Genomic DNA, 23,622 nt, shown 5'->3' on the forward strand with positions numbered 1-23,622 from the left:
CCGGATCAGGTCCGGCCGGTGTGTGGCGTAGGTGCAGTATGACGATGTGAGCCGCTACACCGTGCGCGTCTCCCAGTCTGTCCATAGACTCGGAAGAAGTCGGACCCGGTCAGTTGCAACTCCCTTTCCCAGCACTCCACTGCCCGGTAGAGCGCATGAAAAATCTCCTTTCGGGCGGTTTCTGTTCTGCCCATGCAGGATTCCAGAACATTGATGAAATCGTTTGTTTCGATGAAAGGCATCCACACTTTGGATGGTTGACACGCGTTTCAAAGATCGTGAACTACATCTCGTCGTTGTGCTCGACGCACTCCCGACAGAGCGCAACCTCATGGGCGCGGCATGCAGGATTAACCGAGCCCAGCCGGTCATGAGTGCGGCCGGCCGGGTCGGGCGATAGGCAGTCATGCCCTGCCCTTCCTGCGGGTCAAGCACTCCGAAAAAACATTTCCCCCATAAATGCTAGATCTTCCGTTGCCTTTTCGCGGGCTTCTGCGTGAGGTGAGGCACGCCATCCATGGCATGTGGCACACGCACGCGATGCCAGTGCACGGTCGTTTTCTCGGCAAGGCCGTTCTCTACCTCGACCCGCACGCGCTCGCCCTGACGGACCCGGATTTCCGGGCCTGGAACGGGCCTTCGGCGCGCAATCGAGCCCGGTTCACCCGGCCCAATGGCGTCCACTTTGGGGGCGCATGCACTGCAGACCCGCTGGACCTGATCCGGGAGAGGATGGGCGCGGCGATTGGAATAGCTATGAAAGCGCATCGGACCGTGGAACTGCGCGCGCAGACTTTCGGAGGAAGGCTCGCTTTTAAACGTTATCGTGCAACTCTGACCGTTCTTCGCCTTGGCGGGTGCCGCGGAAGAATCCCGGGTTCTGCGAGCGCTGCGAGAACACCTGCGGTCGATCCTGTACCACAATCTCGCGAAGCTCGATGCTCTCTACAAACGATGTCTTGGATTCTCACGCCCTTATTTCAGCACTTCGCTCGCTTGCCCGACTCGGCCGCGGTCAGCCTTCACCGCCAATTTTATTGGCGCAGCGACGTTCCTATCGGTTCAGGCGAAGCTTCTTGAACCTGCCGCTCTCTCGTTGCCCTGGCACGATTAATCGTCCTCTCAGTCTGTCATTGGCGGAGTCGCTCCTGAGGCGCGCGCCGGCGAGTTCGAGGAGCGCGTGGCTATCTCCTCGGTCCAGCCGGATTCCGCTGCGCGCTCAGCCAATTCCTGGAAGGCCGATTCCAAGGCGAGCTGGCATTGAAGGCCGCGGTCCGGATGGTCGACTAGCTTGGTTCCACGATCGCAATGCTTGATCGCTTCATTGCAGGCCATGGGCTCTCGCCCTCTCCTTTTGCCACACGAGGCGCCAGCTCACGTGTTGTGCGCCCCGGCAACCGCTTTCACCAGCCGCTCCAGCGATCCCGCGCGCTCCAGCTCCGCAAAGAATGATGCGGCGTGACGCTACCCAGCCGGTGCTTCTCGGCCATTTGCACACATAGGGATAGTCGACCATGAAATCGGACCGAGGCGAGGCGTTGGACGTTTCAGTCTTGGTCTGAATGCGCCGCCCACGAGCCGATCGGCCTTCTCGATGATTTGGCGCACCCTCGTTGTCGACAAGCCATGTTCCTGAGCCAGGTCGGCGAAACTCTTGCCCTTCAGAAAGCCGTCGACCAGGGCTATGTTCCTATCGACGGTCGGCTAAATCCCAGCAGGCGCGCGCAGTTTTCCGGCATCATTCCGTTTGTTCATCCGCTTGTCCGCGCCCCCTGCAAATCCTACCGGGCCAAATCGGTGCTTGGAAGACCCACTCATGTCATGGCCTCGGGAAAGTACAAGGCCGACGGTTATGTGAATACGAAAGATGCTGGCGATCACCATGATCGTTGGTGACCGCTGACCTCCCCAATGTCGGCTTCGACGGCACACCGGGAGCTCTCGGCAATGTTGAATAATTCCGTTTGAAGATGGTTGACTTCGTCGTCGAGGCTCGATCCATCAGGATCGGTATCGACGATTCTATATTTGAGAAACCCAAATTCGTTTGACTCGCGCAATTCGCTGTACGGCGTATCATCGCAAGCGCGGGATTCCGACATCCTGCGAAGTGCCCGCGTTGCTGGAATCGATTTTGCGGAAGTAAAAAGGCCCCGGCGCTGGGTCGGCGCGCAGGGCCTTCAGGCATGTACGAGCTACCAGCATGTCCAGTTATGATCGTGCGCTATCATAATGAACAAACGGTGAATGATCGCTATCCGAGGTGCAGGGCGGGCGAGATGGTGGGGCGGTGGGGGACCTGTACCGCTGCAGCGGGGCCACGAGCAGCGACTCGAGCCATGCGCCACGCTGCAGGACCTCGATTTCGGGCCAAGCCTCGAGCCCGCAACTCGCCTTGCTTCTCGGAAATCATAAGGCTTTGTGGGGCGGTTAAGCAGCGCGATATGGCCGCGGCGATACGAAGTTTTCATCTTTACCCTGTTCAGACGGTCAGGCTGCCTTCGCCGCCGGCTTGGCTGCCTTGACATGGGTTATACTGCGGCGACCGTCGACGCCGATCGGAACGTCACCGTCAACCGTAGCGCGACGCACAACCCGGTGCTGGTCGCCATAGTCGTTGACCGCATAATGCTGGTTAGCACGGTTGTCCCAGATAGCGACGTCGCCTACTTGCCAGCGCCACCGCACGGTATTTTCCGGGGCAGTGACGTAGGACTGGAACACCTCGTAGAGTTTGGCGGAATCGCTCTTGGAAAGGCCGACGAGGCGCTGCACGAAATTGCCGAGCAGCAGCGACTTCTCCCCGGTTTCCGGATGGACGCGCACGACCGGATGCTCGGTCTCGTAGATCGTCGATGTGAAAACTTCCTCGAAGTGCTTCTTCTCTTCGGCTGTGGCGCGCGGGCGCACGGCTGCGTAGTCGTAGGCATTGCTATGAATAGCCCACAGATTGTCCGCCAATATTTTGAGCGGCGCCGGCAGATTCTCGTACGCGGCGTGCGTGTTGGACCAGATCGTGTCGCCCCCCGCCGCCGGAATGACGACGCCACGTAGGACCGAGAATTTCGGATAGGCATCGACGAAAGTCACATCGGTATGCCACTGGTCTGCCCTGCCACCGCCACGGCCGGAATCGAGATTGAGGATTGAGGCCGTGCCGGCTGCCGGCCCCTGCGTGGGATGAGGTACAAGGTTACCCAGACGCCGCGCGAACAATTCCTGCTCCGCATCGTCGAGATGCTCCTGGCCGCGGAAGAAGATCACCTTGTGTTTTAGAAGAAGCTGGTTGATGGCTGCTATCGCTGCGTCCGAAAGGTCTCCACCAAGGCGAACTCCTCTGATTTCAGCTCCAACACGGCTGGTCAGCGGTACAACGTCGGAGTCAGGAATTCTCTTCGTCAAGCTCGAAAGCCAAAATCCCGGCGGATCGATCAAGGATCGCATTGCGTTGTCGATGATCGTTAATGCCGAACAGCGTGGCCAGCTCGCGCCGGGCGGTACAATCATCGAAGCGACCGCTGGCAACACAGGGCTCGGCCTGGCCTGGCGGCACGAAGCGCGTGATCGCGTGTCCAAAAGCTGACAGCGTCAGACAAATGTCAGGTTCATTACAACCAACATCTGGGCACTGACGAGGTTTTTCGAAGCAATGGGCGCTAACTGCGCGCTGAGCGCGTTGGCATGGCTTTTGAGACTGAGTGACTGTGACTGCACTTAATGGGGCAAGACGAGCGATGCGCTCCTCCCTGAACCCGTGTGCCGTCTCTGAGAGGAAACCAGCTCGTGCAGAAACCTTTGGAAATAGCTTTGGACCGCAACGTGGTATTGCAGATGGAGTCCCCGGCTCCTTCGATTAGAGTCGAGAACTGGCTGCATGGCGAGCCCCTCACGAGCTTTGAGCCCGGCAAGTGTACATAGTCGAATTTTGGGCAACTTGGTGCGGCCCATGTGTGGACGGGATGCCCCATCTGATCCAGCTGCAGGGCGTCGCCAGGCGCGCCATCTGGACAGCAGGAGCTGGACTATGGGCAAGGTAACAGGCTTTCTCGAAATCGACCGGCAGGTGCACAAGTACCAGCCGGCCTCCGACCGCATCCGGCATTTCCGTGAATTCACGCTGCCGATGTCGGACAAGGAGGTCGAGAAACAGGCCGCGCGCTGCATGGATTGCGGCATTCCGTTCTGCCACGGGCCAACGGGCTGTCCCATCCACAACCAGATCCCGGACTGGAACGACCTCGTCTACAATGGCGACTGGGACAATGCGATCCGCAACCTGCATTCGACCAACAATTTCCCGGAATTCACCGGCCGCATCTGCCCCGCACCTTGCGAGGAAGCCTGCACGCTGAACCTCGAGGACATTCCCGTCGCCATCAAGACGGTCGAGCAGGCGATCGCCGACAAGGCTTACGAGACCGGCCATATCAGGCCCTATCCGCCGGAGAAGAAGACCGGCAAGCGCGTCGCCGTCATCGGCTCCGGCCCGGCCGGCATGTCGGCTGCCCAGCAGCTCGGCCGCGCCGGCCACGACGTCCATGTCTATGAGCGCGAGAGCCGGCCCGGCGGGCTGATGCGTTACGGCATTCCCGACTTCAAGATCGAGAAGCACTATATCGACCGGCGCATCGAGCAGATGCAGGGCGAGGGCGTCACCTTCCATTGCGGCGTCAATGTCGGCGTCGACAAGCCGGTTGCCGAGCTGCTCGCCGAACATGACGCGGTGCTTTATTGCGGCGGTTCCGAAACGCCGCGCGCGGCCGGCATTCCCGGCGACGATCTCGGCGGCGTGCATGACGCGATGCCCTATCTGGTGCAGCAGAACAGGCGTGTCGGCGGCGAACCGATCCAGTCGGTGGCGTGGCCGTCGCATCCGATCCTCGCCGGCGGCCAGCATGTGGTCGTCGTCGGCGGCGGCGATACCGCGTCCGACTGCGTCGGCACCGCCTTCCGCCAGGGCGCGGTCCGCGTCACCCAGCTCGACATCCGTCCGCAGCCGCCGGAAAAGGAAGACAAGCTTTCGGTCTGGCCCTACTGGGCGACCAAGATGCGCACCTCGTCCTCGCAGGCCGAAGGCGCCGAGCGCGAGTTTCAGGTGGCGACGCTCGAGTTCATCGGCGAAGACGGCCAGCTGACCGGGGTCAAATGCTGCGAGGTCGACGAAAAGCGCAAGCCGATCGCCGGCAGCGAATTCGTCATTCGTGCCGATCTCGCGTTCATCGCCATCGGCTTTGCCGGGCCAGCCGCTCGCGGGCCGGTGTCGGAACTGGCCGGCCAGATGAAGATCGCCATTGACAGCCGCCGCTCGAAGAATGTCGAGGCCAATGACCGGGACTACAGGACCAGCGTCGAAAAGCTCTATGCGGCGGGCGACGTGCGGCGCGGCCAGTCGCTGGTCGTCTGGGCGATCCGCGAGGGCCGCCAGGCGGCGCGCGCCATCGATGAGGCGCTGATGGGATCGAGCGTGCTGCCGCGCTGAGTCCGTCTCGAGACCCTACTTGTGCGGCCACCTGAAGGCGCTTTCCGCCCTTCCGCTGCCCCGGGCAGCTTACGGACTGATCGCCGTGGTCGTTTCGGTTGTGGCCCCGGCCGCAGGCTGCCGCCTTGGCGGCCAAGAAAAATCGTCGGCGCGGCCGGGCGAAGCAGCGCTGGGTTTAAGTGCTTGGGGTGACACGGCGTGATCTCCGCCGTTGGCGGGAACAGGGCAGTGCAATAGTACTGCCCTGTTCCTTTTGATCAGAGGCCAGTGCGGATTTCTTCGGCAAGCGCCCTCAACGTCGTCTCGACGTCATCGCCGTTTGCCATCTTCTGCATCGCCACGGCCCATGCGTTCATGGCTTCGCCGAAGCCGACACGCGGTGTGAAAGCCAGCGCGGCTTGATCCTGTATCTTTTTGAAGCTGTCAACGAAGTTGTTGAACTCGGGCTGCGAAGCGTACTTAGTCTAGGTATCGTCCTGCCAGGTCGACGTGCGCGGCGGATTGACGAGCTGGCCAGCAAGGGCACCCTTGAGCGCCACCTGCTTGGAGGTGGCCCACGGGATGAACAGCCAGGCCGTGCCCTTCTTTTCGGAAGCCGCGTTCATGGCGAGAGCCCAGATCCAGATGTCAGAATCCAAGCTCGTGGCGCTCGGTGCGTGCAGCGGCGGAGCGAAGGCGATCTTGCCGGATGCCGGCTTCCCCGCAACATCGTTCCAGAAGCCGAACATTTTTGAGTCGATCGTCATCGCGGTGCGGCCGGACGAGATGCCGTCCACGACCTGGTTCCAGTTATCATTGGCGAAGGAAGGAGCCGCGCACTTCTTGATCATGTCCGAATGTAGTCGTATCCAGCATCGGTAAGCTTCGGATCACTCAGGTATTTGTCCAGCAGGCGCCACTCGGAGCGAGGTCCTACGCGGGCTGAATGCCAGTGCCGAACACATCCCATGCTGGCGACTTCGTCGTCAGTTGGATCGTCATCTTGTTCCAGTAAGAATCGTCTGGGTAGAGTTCCGGCGTGACCTTGATGCCGGGTCAGCTTCTCGAACTCCGGAAAGTTGCGCAGCGAGAGCATCCGCATAGGGGTGGATGTCGTAGGCCCAAGTTATGCTGGTCCCTTCGAATTGACGCCAGTTCACGGTGTCGGCAGCGGCCGAATTAGTGAGCGATGCCGAAACGGCAAGAAACGCCAAGTCAAAAGCAAGCTGTTTGCGTAGCGACGCGCACCTGTAACGAGTACGGGGAATGAGCGACCCATGTAATCCTCCCTGGGGCATTTTGCCAATTTTTGGGTCCACTCCTCCATCCCGAGTTTGCTCATAGCCACAATAAGCGGTTTCCAACGACCTCGCTCTGAATGCACCAGGCCAACTGGGTAAAAACGGGTAACCGGCACTTAAAGGCGATGTAGTATCGCCACCAGAAATACTGCTCCGTGGTGCTGGCCTTTGCCTGGGGGCGCAACACGGCAACTACCCGCTCAAAACGGTTGGTCCTCTACCTCTTATTCACCGTCGCTTTCCTCGCGGCCTAACCCGGCCGGAATATCCGTTGCCAGAAAAAGGCCTCGCGGCCGGTTCGAGGCGCATCCCTCCTCCGAAGCAGCACGCTCAAGTATCGTCACAAGCCCCGAGCGCTTCGCGTTCGGCGATGTCCAAATTCCGACAATGTTGGATACAGTCAGATCTACTGGATTGCGTTTGAATGGTTTTCTCATTTGGCACAGTACATGCGGGTCATCCGCAAAACACGTGACCGACCAACAAGAGTTCGCATGATCACCTTACCACAACATACAGCCGCCGCGGAACAATCACTTGGCCCCTGATCGCCCGCCCCGGCACCACAACCGGAGTCATCGATGTTCTGACAGGCTGCCCAAGGATACCTGCTGCAACAGGGCTTGCCCTGGTGACGACCACTCCGGCTCCGCCGGTTACCGACGAGGGCAAAGTGACGGATTTCCTGCTTTTCAACGGCATGGAGGTGGCTGTCATTCCCGACCACCGCGCCGCTCGTCACCGATATGGTCTGGTGCAGGATCGGCAGCGCGGATGAGCCGCCGGGGATATCTGCATGTCTTCGAGCATCTGATGCTCAAGGCGCCTCATGACGAGCACGGCTCCGTCGCCTGGAGAGATTGAACCCAAAGGGAGATTCAGATGTCTGAAGCGAATCAGGAAAAGTTGGACGCATTCTTGGGGAAAATGGTCGGCGATCTCGGTGCGATCGCAACGGGCGCGGGAGTCCTGCTGGGGGACAGACTCGGCCTGTTTAAGGCATTGCGCGAAGGCGGCAAGATGACGGCCGCCGAACTTTCGACACGCACCGGCACCCAGGAACGCCTCGTAAGGGAATGGCTTTCCGGGCAGGCGGCGGCGGGTTACGTCGACTACGATGAAGCGAGCGACAAATTCTATCTCAACGCCGAGCAAGAGCTGGTGTTCGCTGATGAAGACAGCCCGGCCTTCATGGCAGGCGCATTCGAGTTCCTGTCCGCGCTGTGGCTCGATGAAGAAAAGGTGAGGCAGGCATTCCAGTCCGGCAAGGGCGTCGGGTGGCACGATCATAGCGCGTGTCTTTTTCGCGGTACGGAACGGTTCTTCCGTCCAGGCTACAATGCCAATCTGATCGACTCCTGGCTGCCGGCCTTGGAGGGCGTCGTCGAGAAGCTCGAACGCGGCGTGGACGTCGCGGATGTTGGATGCGGTCATGGTGCATCGACCGTGCTCATGGCACAGGCCTTCCCCAATTCGCGCTTCGTCGGCTTCGACTATCATGCCCCCTCGATTGAGCGCGCCCGCAAGGCGGCCGAGGTAGCCGGCGTCGGCGTTAACACGCGGTTCGACGTGGCGGCCGCCAAGAGCTATCCCGGAACGTATGACCTCGTCACATTCTTCGATTGCCTTCACGACATGGGCGACCCGACGGGCGCCGCCACCCATGTCCACGGATCGCTCAAGCCGGACGGCACGTGGATGATCGTCGAGCCGTTCGCGCATGATCATCTGGCGGCGAACCTCAATCCCGTCGGCCGCGTTTACTATGCCGCTTCCACTTTCGTGTGCACGCCCGCATCCGTGTCGCAGGAAGTCGGGCTCGCGCTTGGAGCCCAGGCCGGTGAGGCGAGGCTGCGCAAGGTTGTGACCGGCGGCGGCTTCAAGCGATTGCGTCGCGCCGCGGAGACACCGTTCAACATGGTGCTGGAGGCCCGCCCTTAGCGTGGCCGTCGCCAGAAATTGCAGCTCATCGCATTTGATTGAAGATCACCGCCAAAAATCCGGACGCATCGGGGACATTTTCAAGGCGCCTGGGTTCACGCAGAGGTCGCTGCCGAGTTGTGTGCCAAGAGTCCCATACGTTGCGGCTCAGAAAGGACCCGACGCACGGCTACGAACATGCCCATAGTGATGGCCGCTATAATCACATATGCCCACCATGGCGCGTTCACAAAGCTGGTAAGCCACGTCGCACCGAACGCGCTTACGACAAAAACGAGAGCCTCGATAAAATGACTGAGCCTGTACACATTCAGTCGTCTCATCCTCATACCACCCATCCAAAGACTGAGCTTGTTGCGCTACTGCGACAGAGCCTAACATATTGGAGAGCGCTCACTATTTCTATGCTAAACAGTCTCGCCTGAGTATATGTTTTGAGTCGCTAATTATGGAATTCTGCCAGTCTGCATTTCCCCTGATCTGATGTAGAGCAGCTTCTAAGTGGGAATTAGTCCCCCATCGACCGGATCGGGCGACACGAACATGCGCTGAAGGCTTGGCGGAACGGCTACTGGGACCATGATGCTACTCGAATGCAAGATCGTGTCAGAACGTCCCGGGAAGGCTGCAGGCAGGGGATGTCAGGTCAATCAGCCTATAGATATGATACCGCCCATTCGCTGAGACTTCACGATGGGCATAGGAGGTGGGAATTCGTGCCTTGAGATGGACGCGGCTGTCGGAGCAGGCGAGCACGGCAGCAGCGATGGCCTGAACCTTCGGGCCGCTGACAAAAACGTTCACCACCGCACGCGAGCCGAACCCGTCGAGATACGTCTCGAAAGCATCGAGGTGGGCCATCAGCCCGAAAGCCTGGATGTCGCGAACTTCGCCATCTTCGAGCCGGTGGGTTTCACGTACCTTGGCCACCTGTTGATCGAGCAAAGCATCGATATGCGCATTCTTCTCGCTTCTTGGGACGAGGAGCGAGATCCGTTCCGGACTGACGATATCGATCAATCCGTAGAATACGTCGGCATCTCCTCCGATCCCCACGAGCAGGACTTTCTCTTCGCCCATTCCTCCGCTGCCTTGAAGATGAGGGACGGTGACGTATCGGTCCAAGCCGCTGGAAAAATCCTCTTTGCCGATCGCGTTCCCGTAGATACCTTCGGCGTACCCGAATTCGAGAGACTGAATCGACATTTTCTTGAATGCCACCGCAATCAGCCATTGGATGTAGATTCGCGGCATCGTCGAGCACTCGACGAAAACCTTCCGCAGGCTTCCTTCGTATGAGCCACATGAAGCGGCCATCTGAGTGAGCAGGTGATCGAGGAGATTGATGTTCTTCTGATACTCGATGGAAGGCTCGAGGGTGATCGCAGTCACTTCGACGCCCCATCGGGTACCCATAGCGATGAGCTTTCGCCGGTTTTCTTCGACGGCTGGGACGTTCGCTTCCTTCAGAGCAAAGTCCAGAACCACGATTTTGCCGACCTTCAGGTCAAGATGGTTTTCGAACGCGGCGAAACGCGTTTCCCATCCAAGCGCGACGATCGCGATATCTGCCTCCATCGTTTCGCAGGTACCTGCATCTCTCGCCTTCTCAGTGACGGCCAGATGGCCGAAGACTCGATACTCGACAGTTGAAGCGGTCATTCGAGATCGCTCTCGAAAAGCGAGTGCTGGAATTCGGTCTTGAGTGCGGGCCGCGCGACGAGCTCCTTAAACACCGAGTCGGCCCAGTCTTCTGGGAGCCGATGCCTGGTAAAAAGCAGGTCGACCATCTGCGCCGCAGGGATTGTGTTGATTTCGTACGGGCCGCGATAGGAGAACCCGAAGTAAGGTGCAAATCGCCGATGCAATCTGATCAGCATCTCCTTCGATGCGGGGTCGGCGCGGTCCACCTCAAAGTTGCCGGCGGCGGAGACCTCCCGGATAAACCCATCCCTTTCCGCCCGACGCAGGACCTCGTCCAGTTTTCCGCTGGGTTGCTCCAGTCGGTTCACCAGCGAGCGCATTTCCTTTAGATCAACCCTGAAAATGCCTCTCTCTGTCGTTCCTAGAGCATTTTCTTCGGCAAACTCTGTCTGGAGGCGAGCGGTCAGGTAACCCAACGCCCGCACCATGCGCACGCTCTCTTCTTCGTACGGATGTGAAAGCGCCTGAAGTCCATCAAGCTTCCGTTGAGAGGCGGCGTTCACAGCCTGTCTCTGCTGTTCGAGATGAATCTGTAAATCCGAGTTGATGAATTCCACCAGTTTTCGTGGATCACTGGAACTCGGAACACTGCGGCGGAAGATCTCTCCCATTATATCAAGGAAATCGCGTATACAGACGTCGCTCAATGATGTGATGATCTGGTGCCCTACGTACGGGTAGTCATGCAGACGCAGCATCTGGCACGCTTTCAGAAAAGCCCATCCCTGTTTCCGGGCGATCGACCTCTTCAGATTTGAAGCATCCGCCTTGCTCATGGGCCGGCGCTTGATTTCCGGGTTCATGAGCGCGAGCGCCAGCCCTTCGGCATAAGGGCGCGCTTTTCGATCAAGAAGGAATTGCTGCTGATCCGCCGTCCTCAAATTCACGGAGAGGAATTCACGTGCTGCATCAGCGAGTGCCACAAGCTCTTCTCTGCCCTCGGAATGACCCGATATGATAACCCGCTCGATGATGTCATTGACGGAAAGCCGCCCCAGCCGGTTTTTGAGCGAAAACGCGCTGAGCGCATCGTTGCGCTTGAGATCACTCCGCAGATGGTCAGGAAGCGCATAGTAGAGCCGAAGCGACGACACGTTCTCGCACAGCGTGGCGAACTCCCTCGGATCGACTGAATCAAGATTCTCGACGTCCCGGTCAGCATTCGAGAGCGACTGGCCGGGTATGATCGTCCGGATCGTGTCGTAAAGGCCGCCGATGTAGGCGAGGACCCATTTCACATTGCCGCGCGTCTTCCTCACCAAGGTGTTCAGGAACTGCTGTTGGAGCGGTGTCAGTGCCTCACAGTCGTCAATCAGGATCTTGAAGAAGGGCGCCCTGTCACCGGCGAAAGATGGGCCATTTAAAAGTGGGGTGATCGCGGTCGCGACCTTGTTAATGATCGCGCCAGGGTCTGTCGCTCTGAAGCCGGTCGCTCCCTCATCGGCGGCAAAGAAGAACGCGTTGAAGCATTCGTCGACGTACCGGGTTATCCCACCCCGCAGCTCATCTATGCTGAAGAAGTCGAGACGGGCAGGTTGGGGTATGAAGTGCAGCACTTCGCGATGCAGTGCCAAGGCGACGTCCCTATCTTCAGAGGCCCGGTATTTCAAGTGGCTGTCGCGTCTGAGCTGGCTGATGCTCTCGAGCAGGCGTTCGACTATCTTCAGCTCCAGATAGTGAGAGAAGATTACGAATTGCCGCGGGATCACGGCGGCCGTGTCGAAGCGTATCCGCTCCGGAATGAGGTTCAGAACCGCGTTGTCGATTAGGGGCGAAAATGTCTCATTGAGCTGGAAGAAGACGCCATACCAGCCGAGCTTGCCGACTTGGTCCGCGAGACTTTTGTCTTCGAGGATATGAACTGTGGAAAGCGAGCGAAGAATACTGGTCTTGCCGCTGCCTCTCGTCCCTGCGACGAAGACCGGCTTGGCGGCGGCAGAAATCAAGGCCGACTTCTGACTGAACCACAGTATCGGGCGACTTTCGTACTCGATCCTGTTGGGGCCGAACGGATTCTCCATCTCTATTCGTCCCTTACCTTAATGCGCCAAGCCGAGTTTGCCTTCGTGAGGCCGTCTATCTCGACGAAGCGCGCCGCTTGGAGCATCAGAAGAGAGTCTTCCAAATCTAGCCCGAGCTCGGCGGAGGCGGCAATCTCAGTGATCTCGTCCCAGAAGAGTAACCCATTCCCGCGCCTGGTGGCATGGTCGCGCAGTCGGCGCATCAGGTCAAACGTGTCGTTGTTCAGAAAGGCCTTGCCGTTGGACATAGTCGAGATGAAGCAATGTTCGCCTTCCATGACCGTCCCGTCGGCGACATTGGTGCGGTAGGGTATAAGTCGGATGCCGACGAGCTCTCCCTGATCGGTCGTGAAGAAGACGAGCTCATTGAAACCTGACTGTATCTCTGGTGCTGAGATGCAGATCAATTTGCCGTCCGGAAACCTTGGATCGTTGACGATCTCGACCGGATCGGCATGTATGTGTCCATGCAGGTAGACGATAGGCTTGTTGCCCTGCAGCAGCTGAGTTCTGACAAATCCGCTGTTGAGCATCTCCGCGTATGGCGTAATGCGCGGAGTCTTTTGTGGCAGCAGATTGTGATGGCCGATCATGATGCCGTAACGCATGTCGGGCTGCTGGAGCAATTCCTGTAGGCCTGCAAGCATCTCACGCGAGATGTATGGCGTGTCCATCTGACCGTAATACTCGTCGTCGGACGCCTCCTTGTCTGGATCGCTGGGAGGTGTCGCGGGCGAATGTCCCGAGGTGTCCGGCGAGCCGAGATCTACAGGTTCTGTAGAAGGACCGAGTGCCTCGAGACGATCACGAAGGAACGCGGGAAGGTTCTGAAGCTCCCAACTGCCTATCGCTGTGTTGACGAGGATGAAGTTTGCGCCTGCGGATCCTGTCGGAAGTCTGAAGTGCACGGGTTGGTCCACGGGAACGGTCTGCCAACCCAAGCGGGCGGCTAAACTCGCCATTTCGCTGAATTTCTCAGTCGGTCCAAGTTCGCGCGCGTCATCACGGTTCACATCGTGATTTCCCGGTACGAATATCAACGGAAGCGCCTTTGAACTGCGCCCCTGTGCGCGGCAGAGCAACGTGAAATGCTGGAATGCCGAAGCAATGAAAGTCTTGTCGCCACGGCTCGTGAAATCCCCCATGAAGGCGATCGAATCCAAGGGCTTCGAAGTCGTCAGCCGCCGAAGCTTCGTCAAGACGGCACGCAGCGAAGACGCGCGTAGCTTCTGCGTTATTTTCGGAGCGAACTTGCTATCCTTGGCATCGATGTTGCTAGAGGAAGGATGCCAATCCGGATAGTGAATATCGCCTACTTGAAGGATTCGCACCCGTCGCATAACTCGCCCCCCCGCCGAGAGCCATAGACTAATCCGTTCGCTTTTGCCAAGCGCGAAACGATCATCCGACCGCATCGCCTGGAAAGCGCGTTTATCTTTTTGTTGGTAATGGAGAGGCACGACGCAATTGTGCCCCCGGTTGCTTGTCTGCCCACCAAATGGGCACTCAATCTGGGCGCATGGCTTATGATTTCTCGAGTTTGTCCCATAACGAGTTTGAGGATTTGGCCCGCGACCTCGTAGGTCGCGAGATCGACAAGCGTTTCGAGGCCTTTCCCGAGGGACCGGACGACGCGATGGATGGTCGACATGCCCTTGCCGGCGGCGACATTGTGCAGGCGAAGCACTACCAGCGGTCAGGCTTCTCGGCGCTGAAATCCAAGATGAAGAGCGAGCGCACAGCCATTGATGGCTTGGCGCCCTCGCGATACTTCCTCGTCACGTCGGCTTCGCCCGCGGCAGGCGGACACCGGCATGCGCAGCAGGATGAAGCCAGTGAGGGCCAGTAATACACGACAATAGTCATTAGGCTAGAGTACAGTCGCCTTGGGAGGCTGTTCGAATTCAATCCGGCGCTTTTCGGCATCCTTTTTTCGTTTGGTGGTGTCGATACGATATTGGTCAATTCCATCAAGATCGCTCTTCATATCGTTTGGTGTTGGAACTGGAATGGCCTTGGCGGACGCCATGTCATGTCCAGAACGCTCCGAAACTCGCTTCATGGCCCAATAGATTCGCTTGTGGTCTTCGTCCTCGACCACCACACCCTTCAGGCTCTGTGTCTTGACATCGCTGTTAAATCGCTCGACGACTTTACCGAGCAGGATTTCTTCAACGAGCCTCTCCCAGGTTTCCCGAAGATCGCTGTAGAAATCCTTCGCTGACCTTCGCCAAGCATCGGTGGTGAAATCAGTGGCGCCGTCGAAGCTCTTCAGGCGCGTCTTGAGAGTCTCGATGCGCTTCGTGACAGACTGTGCGATCCACGGCTCGTCAGTTTCGCTAATCAAGCCAAAACCGGCAGATTCGGACTTGTTGATGTAGTTTCGAACAAGGGGAATCGGCGGATTGGCCTGCGCAGCTGCGTCAACCACCTCGTTGAAGAACAGAAGATTATGGGTGAAAATAATAATCTGACGTCCTGTGGCCGCTTCTTTTACGAGCCTTGCCGCGACCCGCCTGATCCGAACATGGTCGAGAGATGACACGGGGTCGTCGATGATCATGCCTTGACGCGATGTGTCTCCTCCGACCTCGGCTAAGAAACAGGCCAGGGCAAGCGCGCGCTGCTCTCCTTCGCTTAAGACCTTGCTGTTTGAGATCGCTTTTGCCGCGTTGAGCCCGACCTCGAAATAGCTCTGCCCATCTTGACTACGATCATTAACTGCGAACGGGATGTGCGTTAACGCCAGAGTCTCAATCTCGGCGACGACGCGCTTTTCGAGATCCTGCATGACGAGGCTTCGTCGAAGCGACGTCATCTGCCGTGACACCGAGCCTGTTTCGACAGCATCGCAGCATGAGAGAAGCTTGCGCCGCTCTTCGAGATTCGCCAAGCGCGCGAGAACGATGGTGAGATCGTCGCCCAGTTTTTTCCGATCCTTGAGTGTATCGCGACGAGCTCGATCGGTAGCGCGGTTCCCGTCGTCGGCCGCTGCCTTGTCGTCCGTCAGCGCTTCGGCCTCTAGCGCCTCCGCCTCCGTTCGGAGTTTCGATGCAACTGGCGCCGCAAGTTGCGGGAACGCAGCGTACTCGGACAGCGCAGCCGCAACGACAATTGCATCACGCCTTTTACCTGCCTCGACATAATATGCCGAGATCAGGGCCACCATCGCCTTGCGTGCGGCGGACAGATCGCCAAACTCTCCGAGAGCCGCCTCAACCGCCTCCCCGGTCGCAATGGTGAGTCCTTTGATTTGGCGCAGGGCCTCTTCATGGGCAATAGATGCGACTTGCGCCGCCTTATTTGCGGCGCCCGTTACGAAGTCATTGAAGGATTGGATCCGCCCCGCGGCGTCCGCCGTCATCGGCTCCTGGCAGAGCATGCAACGATCGCCTTCCTGATCTGGCAAGTGCTGATGATCGATGCCAGTGACGCTCGCTAAATAGGCTCGTGCATGGTCGAACATATACCGCCAGGGAGAAAGCCCAACGCCGCTCAACGGCATAGTCGCGAACGCTCCTGAGGCGGCAAGTTGTGCAGCCTGCGCTGTAGAATCGGCTGTTGCATATAGATTGCGATAAATCTCGAGGGCCGCCGCTGAGAGAGCCGCGTCGATCTGTTCAGATGCAGTCAGCAGTTTTTCCAAGGCCGCCTTGGCACGCCGACGCTTTGTCGCCATCGTTGAAGGGTCGCTTGCCAGAGCCTGTTCGAGGCCAGCGAGATCAGCCATGTCCTGCTCTGAGAGGGCAGCGAGGTTTTTGATTTCGGCTGCGGAAGGCATCACGTCCTTTGACTTGATTTCGAGACGAGCCAGCAGCTTTACGACCGCGCCGGCAGCTGTGTACCCACTCGGCAATGGTGTCTTTAGGTTCTTTTCGATCGCTTTGATTTCTTCCCGGAAGTCGGCTTCGAGCTCGGTGCGGTGACGTCCATGGCTTTCGAGAAGCGCGATGGCTGCGGGCAGAAAACCGATACGGTTTTGCTTATCGACGTAGAGGCGAGCGTTCGCGGAGTCGAAAACGGAGATCCGTGCAATTGACGCGGGGGGCAGCGTTCCGTCCTTCCAGGTTATGGGGGTCGGTTCCGTAGCACCCTCTTCGAGAAACCGGACAAGCACTTCGGCTGGCGGTTTGGTGCCGATCTCGAACACGTTGCCAAGAAGATCATCCGCCGTCAGACTACGGCAAAGCTTCTTCGCGATCCGGCAATAGCCGCTCTTTCCGCTTCCATTGTCGCCGTAGATAATGGTGATGCCATCGGTGGCGAAACGCAGTTGCTGCTCTTCGGCGAGGCGGTTCAAATGCTTGACGGGGCCGAGTGAGCAAAGCACCGCGCGCGGCTCGTTCGAACTGTTGGCCCTCAAATGCTCCGCCGAGAGCGGAGAGCATTCGGGCAGATCAGCGGTAAATCCACCGACGTGGCGGACCCGAGCTGTTACACCGGCCTTATCCTCCTGCTCGAGGTTGAAGCCCGGCCGCGCGGCGTGTCTTCTTAAGGCATCCCTAATCCAGTCGGGCTGCTTATCCGCCCATTCCAAAAGTCCAACCTCGGCCATTCCTGCCCCCCGAATCTTACCATCATTATACTTATTGATTAGTCCAGATTCGATGAATTCGCTTGTCTGGACAAATTTTCCTCGCGATCGCACATAGAGTGCTGGAGATGTACCCAATAAATGACCTCCCCCCGCGCCGCTAGGTCAGCAAACAAATGCTTCAGCGATCAAACGTCTCCACAACGACATCAGCAATCAAAGGCATTGGACCGCGCGCACGAATTTAGGTAGCCGGCAACGCGTACGAGGAGATAGAGCTGGAAGTGCGTGCCTTTCGATAGTCTATGGGCGGAATTCGACCGCCTCACCGATAGGCCGATCGAGGTTCGCCGTCACTGTCGGGCTGGGTCCGAGTCCGCGATAGGCGCCACGACAGCGCTCGCGATAGGCGCGCAACGCTTGGTCCATGGCGCCCGGACCGCCACACATTTGCGGATGACGTCCTGCCCGTCTTGGGTTTCAGCAGCGTGCGCCGGCGCTCCGATTTCCGCGACTTTTGGATCCCCTCCAATCGTGACGACCGATTATCGCCTGTCTCCATTTCGACCGTTATCTGGGCGGTAACACTTTTAGAAATCTATGCTGCTGGACATAAGCGGCGACCATACCGAGAATTTACTTTCAAATTCTGGCGGCAAAGTTCTATCGTAAATGAAAATAGGGGATGGGGTATGGAAACGAGTTCGGAGACTGGCGATGCTGCCGGTATATCAGCCGCGCCCGTAATAGAAGTCGTGGCGGACATCGCCGCCAGCTTTACATATGCGTCCTTCCAAAATGCTATTCCGGTGATCCGGTCTATCGCGCTCAACAACCCGACCCAGCAGGGTTTCGAAAAATGCACTCTCGAGCTGACATCGAACCCCCCTTTTTTGCGCGCCAAAAGCTGGACAATTGATCGGATCGTTGCTGGCGACCGGCTTCCCTTAAGCGATCGAAAAATCGATCTCGACGCCGGCTATCTGGCCGGTCTCAACGAGGCTGAGCGCGGGGAGATAACGTTGCGCCTAACCTCAGGAGGCGCAGTGCTGGCCGAGCAGCGCGTTGCGGTGCGCCTGCTTGCCCGCGACGAATGGGGTGGCGTCGTCGATATGGCGCAATTGCTCGCCGCATTCGTCATGCCGAACGACCCGGCGATCGCAGGACTGCTGCGTTCCGCAGCGGAGCTGCTCGCAGCGCATGGTCATCCTTCCAGCCTCGATGGCTATCAAAGCGGCAATCCGCAACGCGCATTCATGCTGGCGGCCGCAATTTATTCGGCCATTGCTGGCCTATCGCTGCATTATGCAGAGCCACCTGCGAGCTTCGAAAGCCGCGGCCAAAAAATTCGACGTCCCTCAATTATTACGGCAGAAAAGCTGGCAACCTGTCTCGATACCAGTCTGTTATTCGCGTCCGCCCTGGAGGCGACGGGCTTGCATCCCGTCGTTTTGATGTTTCAGGGACACGCGGCCGTCGGCGTCTGGATGACACAAAGGACGCTCGCCAACGCCATTGAACCCGATGCCATGGAGGTCCGCAAGGCGCTGGCATCGCGCGAACTCATCGTGTTTGAGACGACAGGCGTGACGCATCGGCCGGCGATGACGTTGGAGGCTGCCCAACACGCAATCGAACAGCGGCTCGACGAAACGCAGGTAGCCACCTTTGTCGCAGCCATCGATATACGCCGCTCGCGCAGCGGCGGCATCACACCGCTTGCTTCGCACGAACCGACGCGCCGCAGCGTGGATGCAGAGGCGGCAACCGAAATCGCGTTGCCGTTGCCAGCCGCACCGGCCGTGGTAGCCCTGCCGGTCGAGATCGTCGAGGTAAAGCCGACGACAGCGGCCGGACGGATCGACCGCTGGCAGAAAAAGCTCCTCGATTTGACACTGCGGAACCGCCTGCTCAATTTTCCGGACTCCAAGAAGACAATTCCGTTTCTTTGTACTGACGTCGGCTACCTCGAGGACCGTCTGATGGCAGGCGCTTCGATCCGGCTGATTTCGCTCCCCGAACAGAATCCACTGGGCGAGCGGGATGCTGTCCTCTATCGCGAGGTGCACGGACGTGACCTCCAGCGTGGCTTTGCCGCGGAAGCGCTTCTGCGCGACGAGCTCCCGTCGACGCTCGATGGGCGTCAATTGGAATCCCGGCTGATCGATCTTTACCGGCAAGTGCGCAACGATTTTGCCGAGGGCGGCGCGAATACGCTCTTCCTGGCGGTCGGCTTCCTGCGCTGGAAGAAGAAGGCCGAGGACGAGCGCAGCTATCGCGCGCCATTGCTGCTCGTACCGGTCAAAATCGAGCGCCGCAGCGCAACATCGCATTTTACCTTGCGCTTCCATGAAGATGAACCGCGATTCAACGCAACCTTGTTGCAGTTTCTCGAACGCGACTTCGAGCTCAAACTGCCACAGTTTTCCGGTGAGCTGCCCGAGGACGAAAGCGGCGTTGATGTGCCGAGGCTGCTCGGTCTTATGCGCCAGGCAGTGCGCGACGTCCCCGGCATGGAGGTGGTGGACGAGACGGCGCTGTCGACCTTTTCCTTCGCCAAGTTTCTCATGTGGAAGGATCTGGTCGAGCGTACCGATGCGCTGCGCGAAAACCGTGTCGTGCGCCATCTGATCGACACGCCGGAGATAGCTTTCGAGGGCAATGGCGCATCATTCCGCGACGAGCGCGAACTCGACCGGCACTATGCCCCGTCCGACATGGTTTTGCTGCTGCCGGCCGACTCCTCACAGACCGCCGCAAGTCTTGCCGCCGCTGAGGGTCGCGATTTTGTCATCATCGGTCCTCCCGGCACTGGCAAGAGCCAGACCATTGCCAACATGATTGCCAACTGTCTTTCAGTTGGCAAAACCGTGCTGTTTGTGGCCGAGAAGACGGCGGCGCTCGATGTGGTGTATCGCCGCCTGCGCGAACATGGCCTGGGCGCGCATTGTCTCGAACTCCATTCCAGCAAGGCGGACCGACGCAACTTTCTCACCCAGCTCAGGATCAGCTGGGAAAGCGGCGTGCGCGTGGACGCAGCGGAGTGGATTGCGATCAACGAGCGGCTTCGCGTCCGTCGCGACGAACTGAATGCCTATGTCGAAGCGCTGCATCGGCACCATGTCAATGGTCTGACGCCTTATCTGGCGCTCGGCATCGCTCTCAAGAACAAGCGGCAGCACGCTCCGAGATTGTCCTGGCCATCGCGCGATTCCCATGACGAGGCAAACCGGCTGGCGCTGGAGCATATTGCCGCCGAAACAGGTCTCGCATTTCAGTCGGTGGAGATGCGGTCGGTCTTGCGTCTTATAGATGTCACCGAGTGGACGTCAGGCTGGCAGGACAATTTGCTCGAAGGGGCAAAGACCCTCAAGAATGCGTCCGAGGTTCTAGCGACCGCACTCGACGCCTTCCTGGTGAGCATCGGCCTGCGCGCCAAAGGCGACGCGTCAAAAGCGGAGCTCGAAGCGCTGCGAAAACTAGCAGCGGCACTCCAGGACAGTGCCGGCTATGACGTCAGCATTGTCTTTGATCGAGATTTCGCCCAGTTGCGGGGAGCCCTCGCCACTCTCAATGAGGCAATCGGAGACTATCGCAAGTCTCGCAAGGACCTGTCGGCCCGCTATGACGAGGCTGCCTTTGCGCGCATACGGGTGGAGGACATAGAGCAGCAATGGCAGCAGGCCGCTTCTGCATTCTGGCCAAACAGTCAGTTGGGCAAACGCAAAGTCCAGAAGCTGCTTCAAGGCTATGTCACAGAGGGGGTAGCCGATCCTCAGCACGACTTGCTGCTGTTGCGCCTGATGCAGGACCGCCGGGCCACTGTCGAAGCCAACATCCTATCTGGGAAGCCGATCGGATTTGCCGCACTTGATACCGACACCCACCGTATCGATCAGATACTCTCGATGGCCGAAAGGCTTCGACAGACGCTACGCCTGCCCGGCCTCGGCACGGAGGATTTCAAAGCGCTCCTGCAAGCAACCGCCCCGAGCCTGCGAAGCGGTGCAGCAGATAGCACGATGCGCTATGGGGCAGCCCGCTTCCTTGCGGCTTCTGCAGCATTCGAGGCTGCCAAGACCCAATTTGCGATCCCTGCTGGAAAGACGCCTTCTTGGGCAGAACATGATAACCCGCTGACCGAATTGACGACTGCGATGGGAGACTTGCTCGACGCCCGTCATCTTCTCCGGGACTGGACTTCGTGGTGCGGCATTCGTCGCAGGGCTGTCAGTCACAATCTGGGAGCGTTGGTCGACGATATCGAGGCGGGTCTAGTGCGACCAGCTGAAGCTCAATCCGCGTTCCGCCTGGCCTATGTACGCTGGTGGCTGCCGGCCACGCTGGATGCCGATCCGGTGCTGCGGAATTTCCGTCGCTTCCAGCACGAGCACGCCATCGAAGATTTCCGGGAAATCGACGATCTTGTCCGCGCTCAAGCAAGCCTTCGCGTCATCAGTGCCATCGCTCATGGTTTGCCGGCTGTGCAAGGCGTCCCGCGCAATTCCGAGTTGGGCCTGTTGCGCCATCAGATGGAATTGCAGCGGCCCAGCCGGTCAATCCGCGAGATGATTGGCGCGATGCCGACGAGCTTTGCCAAGCTCGCGCCGTGCATGCTGATGTCCCCTCTTTCAATCGCTCAATATCTACCGCCCGACCAAGCCCTGTTCGACGTGGTGATTTTCGACGAAGCATCGCAGATCACCACCTGGGACGCCGTCGGTGCCATCGCGCGAGCCCATCAAACCATAATCGTAGGCGATCCCAAGCAGTTGCCGCCCACCAATTTCTTTGGCCGCAACGAGGAGGACGAGGAAGTCGTCGAACACGAAAAGGATCTTGAGAGCATTCTCGACGAAGCCAAAGCGGCCGGCATCCCGGTACGTGACCTGCGCTGGCATTATCGTAGCCGCAATGAGTCGCTGATCGCCTTTTCCAACCATCACTACTATCAGAACCGGCTCATCACATTCCCTTCGCCAACGGTGGAAGATCGGGCAGTTCAGCTGCGAAAAATCACGACCGGCATCTATGACCGTGGCAAAAGCCGCACCAATCGAATCGAAGCCCAAGCGGTAACCGACGAGGCGGTCAGCAGGATGCGGCGTTGGCTGGCCCTACCGGAAAAGGACCGACCCACGCTCGGAGTCATCACTTTCAACGCGCAACAGCAGTCGCTCATCCTCGACCTTTTCGACAAGGCACGCCAGACAGAGCCGGAGCTTGAATGGTTCTTTGCCGACGAGCGTATTGAGCCCGCCATCGTCAAGAATCTGGAAAATGTCCAAGGGGACGAGCGTGACATAATCCTGTTTTCGATCACCTTTTCGCAAGATAATGCCGGCAAGCGCAGCATGGATTTCGGCGCGCTGAATCGGGACGGCGGCGAACGCCGGCTGAATGTCGCGGTGACGCGTGCGCGGCAGGAACTGATCGTATTTTCAGGTTTTGCCGCCGACCAGATCGACCCCAACCGAACCAAAGCGATCGGCGTACAGCATCTCAAAGCCTTTCTCGATTTTGCCGAACGCGGCGCTGTGGCATTGCCAGCGCAGGAACGCGGATCGGTCGGAGCCCTGGAATCCCCTTTCGAGGAGGCCGTCGCTGCCGAGCTTGAGAAGCGCGGATGGACCATCGTTCCTCAAGTCGGCATTTCGGGCTTTCGAGTGGATATAGGGATCCGGCATCCCGATCTCGCCGGCGCCTATCTGGCTGGGGTCGAATGCGACGGCGCGACCTATCACAGTTCTGCCACGGCGCGAGATCGAGACAAGGTCCGCGAGCAGGTCCTGCGCGGCCTCGGGTGGAACATTGTCCGGGTATGGTCAACCGATTGGTGGTTTGATCTCGAAGGTTGCACCGAGAGGCTTCATGCCAGCCTGGCCGCGCTGCTCGAGGAAAGCCGTCGCAAACAGGCTGAACAACAGGAAAGTGAAGCCGCGATCCATTGGGACATGGGACATAAGGTCGACCCCATGGACCCATTGCCAGCCGAAGACCTAGCATCGGCCGGCGAACCGGAACATCCGTCGATAAAATCAGAGCCAGAACTTGTCGCCGCTCCCCTCGCGACGGGAGAGCGCCCATCGGCATCTGCAGGAATTTTGCCTGCGGCCGCGCATTCGACGCATGATACCGTACCGACGGGCGGCCGTTATCGCCTGACTGATCTAACCGGATTTTCCACCAGCCCGGATCAGTTTTATGACTTCGTCTACCGAGGCACGCTGCGGTCCATGGTCGACGCGGTGATCGAGCAGGAAGGACCTCTGCGAGATGACGTCCTTGCGCAGCGCATCGCACGGGCGCATGGCTGGCTCAGAACGGGCAACAAGATTCGGGAGCGGATCGACCTGCATCTGCGCGAGTTCGATAGAACTGAAGAATCCAGCGGCAGCTTCCTATGGAAGAGAGGGACGGTGGTCGACCTGCTTGATTATCGCATGCCGTTCGATGCCGATGCCCGCCGGTCCATTGCCGACATTCCAATCGCCGAGCTGGCCGCTGTCGTCGTTGCGAACGAGGACATTCTGGAACAGTCCGACCCCGCTCTCGACCTTGCACGTCTGCTCGGTGTCGAGCGACTTGCGGCGATTTCACGCTCCCGGCTGGATGAAGCCATCGATCGCGCCCAGCGCAACCTGGCATCGACATAGTCTCGGA

11 protein-coding genes and 5 pseudogenes are annotated in these 23,622 nt (G+C 58.9%); 9 read left to right on the top strand and 7 right to left on the bottom strand.

The window, feature by feature from the left end:
• Positions 1-253: 253 nt before the first annotated feature.
• Positions 254-382 (top strand): annotated as a pseudogene (locus EN852_RS42625) (LysR family transcriptional regulator); the annotation flags it as partial.
• Between the two features lie 104 nt (positions 383-486).
• Here the strand turns inward: EN852_RS42625 and EN852_RS31410 are convergent.
• A pseudogene (locus EN852_RS31410) lies at positions 487-633 on the bottom strand (multicopper oxidase domain-containing protein); the annotation flags it as partial.
• 993 nt (positions 634-1,626) lie between these two features.
• Here EN852_RS31410 and EN852_RS41095 point away from each other — a divergent pair.
• Positions 1,627-1,896 carry a hypothetical protein gene (locus tag EN852_RS41095; protein ID WP_024504272.1) on the top strand — a complete coding sequence of 90 codons (270 nt, stop codon included), beginning with the start codon at positions 1,627-1,629 and terminating at the stop codon, positions 1,894-1,896.
• 594 nt (positions 1,897-2,490) lie between these two features.
• Here the strand turns inward: EN852_RS41095 and EN852_RS31420 are convergent.
• A complete protein-coding gene (locus EN852_RS31420) occupies positions 2,491-3,444 on the bottom strand; it encodes a TauD/TfdA family dioxygenase (protein ID WP_024504271.1) in 954 nt (317 codons plus the stop codon).
• Here EN852_RS31420 and EN852_RS42630 point away from each other — a divergent pair.
• The 3 genes and pseudogenes from EN852_RS42630 to EN852_RS31435 form a co-directional block, all read left to right on the top strand.
• Positions 3,359-3,544, top strand: a pseudogene (locus EN852_RS42630) (pyridoxal-phosphate dependent enzyme); the annotation flags it as partial. The gene EN852_RS31420 and the pseudogene EN852_RS42630 sit on opposite strands and share 86 nt — an antisense overlap.
• Positions 3,545-3,819: 275 nt before the next feature.
• Positions 3,820-3,983, top strand: a pseudogene (locus tag EN852_RS31430) (thioredoxin domain-containing protein); the annotation flags it as partial.
• A gap of 41 nt (positions 3,984-4,024) precedes the next feature.
• Positions 4,025-5,479, top strand: a complete 1,455-nt coding sequence (locus tag EN852_RS31435; protein WP_024504270.1) for a glutamate synthase subunit beta — start codon at positions 4,025-4,027, stop codon at positions 5,477-5,479.
• Between the two features lie 464 nt (positions 5,480-5,943).
• Here EN852_RS31435 and EN852_RS42635 read toward each other — a convergent pair whose 3' ends face one another.
• The gene (locus tag EN852_RS42635) at positions 5,944-6,309 is read right to left on the bottom strand and encodes an extracellular solute-binding protein (protein WP_245454714.1); all 366 of its coding nucleotides are present in this window, start codon (positions 6,307-6,309) and stop codon (positions 5,944-5,946) included.
• Between the two features lie 1,054 nt (positions 6,310-7,363).
• Between EN852_RS42635 and EN852_RS31445 the strand changes: the two are divergent.
• Positions 7,364-7,584: pseudogene (locus tag EN852_RS31445) on the top strand (insulinase family protein); the annotation flags it as partial.
• Positions 7,585-7,641: 57 nt separating this feature from the next.
• Positions 7,642-8,700, top strand: a complete 1,059-nt coding sequence (locus tag EN852_RS31450; RefSeq protein ID WP_024504268.1) for a class I SAM-dependent methyltransferase — start codon at positions 7,642-7,644, stop codon at positions 8,698-8,700.
• Between the two features lie 606 nt (positions 8,701-9,306).
• On the opposite strand, the gene EN852_RS31455 is transcribed toward EN852_RS31450, so the two are convergent.
• From EN852_RS31455 to EN852_RS31465, 3 genes are read right to left on the bottom strand one after another with little or no spacing between them, the layout of a single operon-like run.
• Positions 9,307-10,362, bottom strand: a complete 1,056-nt coding sequence (locus tag EN852_RS31455) for a hypothetical protein (RefSeq protein WP_126057630.1) — start codon at positions 10,360-10,362, stop codon at positions 9,307-9,309.
• Positions 10,359-12,425 (bottom strand): hypothetical protein, encoded by a 2,067-nt coding sequence (locus tag EN852_RS31460; RefSeq protein WP_126057629.1) that lies wholly within the window; start codon positions 12,423-12,425, stop codon positions 10,359-10,361. The genes EN852_RS31455 and EN852_RS31460 overlap by 4 nt, the downstream gene beginning before the upstream one ends.
• A 2-nt stretch (positions 12,426-12,427) precedes the next feature.
• Entirely contained in the window at positions 12,428-13,885 is a 1,458-nt protein-coding gene (locus tag EN852_RS31465; protein ID WP_126057628.1) for a metallophosphoesterase, read from the bottom strand.
• Positions 13,886-13,944: 59 nt separating this feature from the next.
• Between EN852_RS31465 and EN852_RS31470 the strand changes: the two genes are divergently transcribed.
• Entirely contained in the window at positions 13,945-14,274 is a 330-nt protein-coding gene (locus tag EN852_RS31470; RefSeq protein ID WP_186815491.1) for a hypothetical protein, read from the top strand.
• A gap of 21 nt (positions 14,275-14,295) precedes the next feature.
• Here the strand turns inward: EN852_RS31470 and EN852_RS31475 are convergent, their stop codons facing one another.
• On the bottom strand, positions 14,296-16,980 hold the full coding sequence (locus EN852_RS31475) for an AAA family ATPase (protein WP_126063811.1): 2,685 nt from the start codon (positions 16,978-16,980) through the stop codon (positions 14,296-14,298).
• Positions 16,981-17,651: 671 nt separating this feature from the next.
• On the opposite strand from EN852_RS31475, the gene EN852_RS31480 reads away from it, so the two are divergent.
• Positions 17,652-23,615: a DUF3320 domain-containing protein gene (locus tag EN852_RS31480; RefSeq protein ID WP_127880090.1), complete on the top strand. Its 5,964-nt coding sequence runs from the start codon at positions 17,652-17,654 to the stop codon at positions 23,613-23,615.
• Positions 23,616-23,622: the final 7 nt, after the last annotated feature.

It is taken from the genome of Mesorhizobium sp. M2E.F.Ca.ET.209.01.1.1, from assembly GCF_004010375.2.
Taxonomy (GTDB): Bacteria; Pseudomonadota; Alphaproteobacteria; order Rhizobiales; family Rhizobiaceae; genus Mesorhizobium.

Coding starts and splice junctions, on each gene's coding strand:
- EN852_RS41095 (WP_024504272.1), top strand. CDS start 1,627: ATGTTCCTGAGCCAGGTCGGCGAAACTCTTGCCCTTCAGAAAGCCGTC.
- EN852_RS31420 (WP_024504271.1), bottom strand. CDS start 3,444: ATGCGATCCTTGATCGATCCGCCGGGATTTTGGCTTTCGAGCTTGACG.
- EN852_RS31435 (WP_024504270.1), top strand. CDS start 4,025: ATGGGCAAGGTAACAGGCTTTCTCGAAATCGACCGGCAGGTGCACAAG.
- EN852_RS42635 (WP_245454714.1), bottom strand. CDS start 6,309: ATGATCAAGAAGTGCGCGGCTCCTTCCTTCGCCAATGATAACTGGAAC.
- EN852_RS31450 (WP_024504268.1), top strand. CDS start 7,642: ATGTCTGAAGCGAATCAGGAAAAGTTGGACGCATTCTTGGGGAAAATG.
- EN852_RS31455 (WP_126057630.1), bottom strand. CDS start 10,362: ATGACCGCTTCAACTGTCGAGTATCGAGTCTTCGGCCATCTGGCCGTC.
- EN852_RS31460 (WP_126057629.1), bottom strand. CDS start 12,425: ATGGAGAATCCGTTCGGCCCCAACAGGATCGAGTACGAAAGTCGCCCG.
- EN852_RS31470 (WP_186815491.1), top strand. CDS start 13,945: ATGGCTTATGATTTCTCGAGTTTGTCCCATAACGAGTTTGAGGATTTG.
- EN852_RS31475 (WP_126063811.1), bottom strand. CDS start 16,980: ATGGCCGAGGTTGGACTTTTGGAATGGGCGGATAAGCAGCCCGACTGG.
- EN852_RS31480 (WP_127880090.1), top strand. CDS start 17,652: ATGGAAACGAGTTCGGAGACTGGCGATGCTGCCGGTATATCAGCCGCG.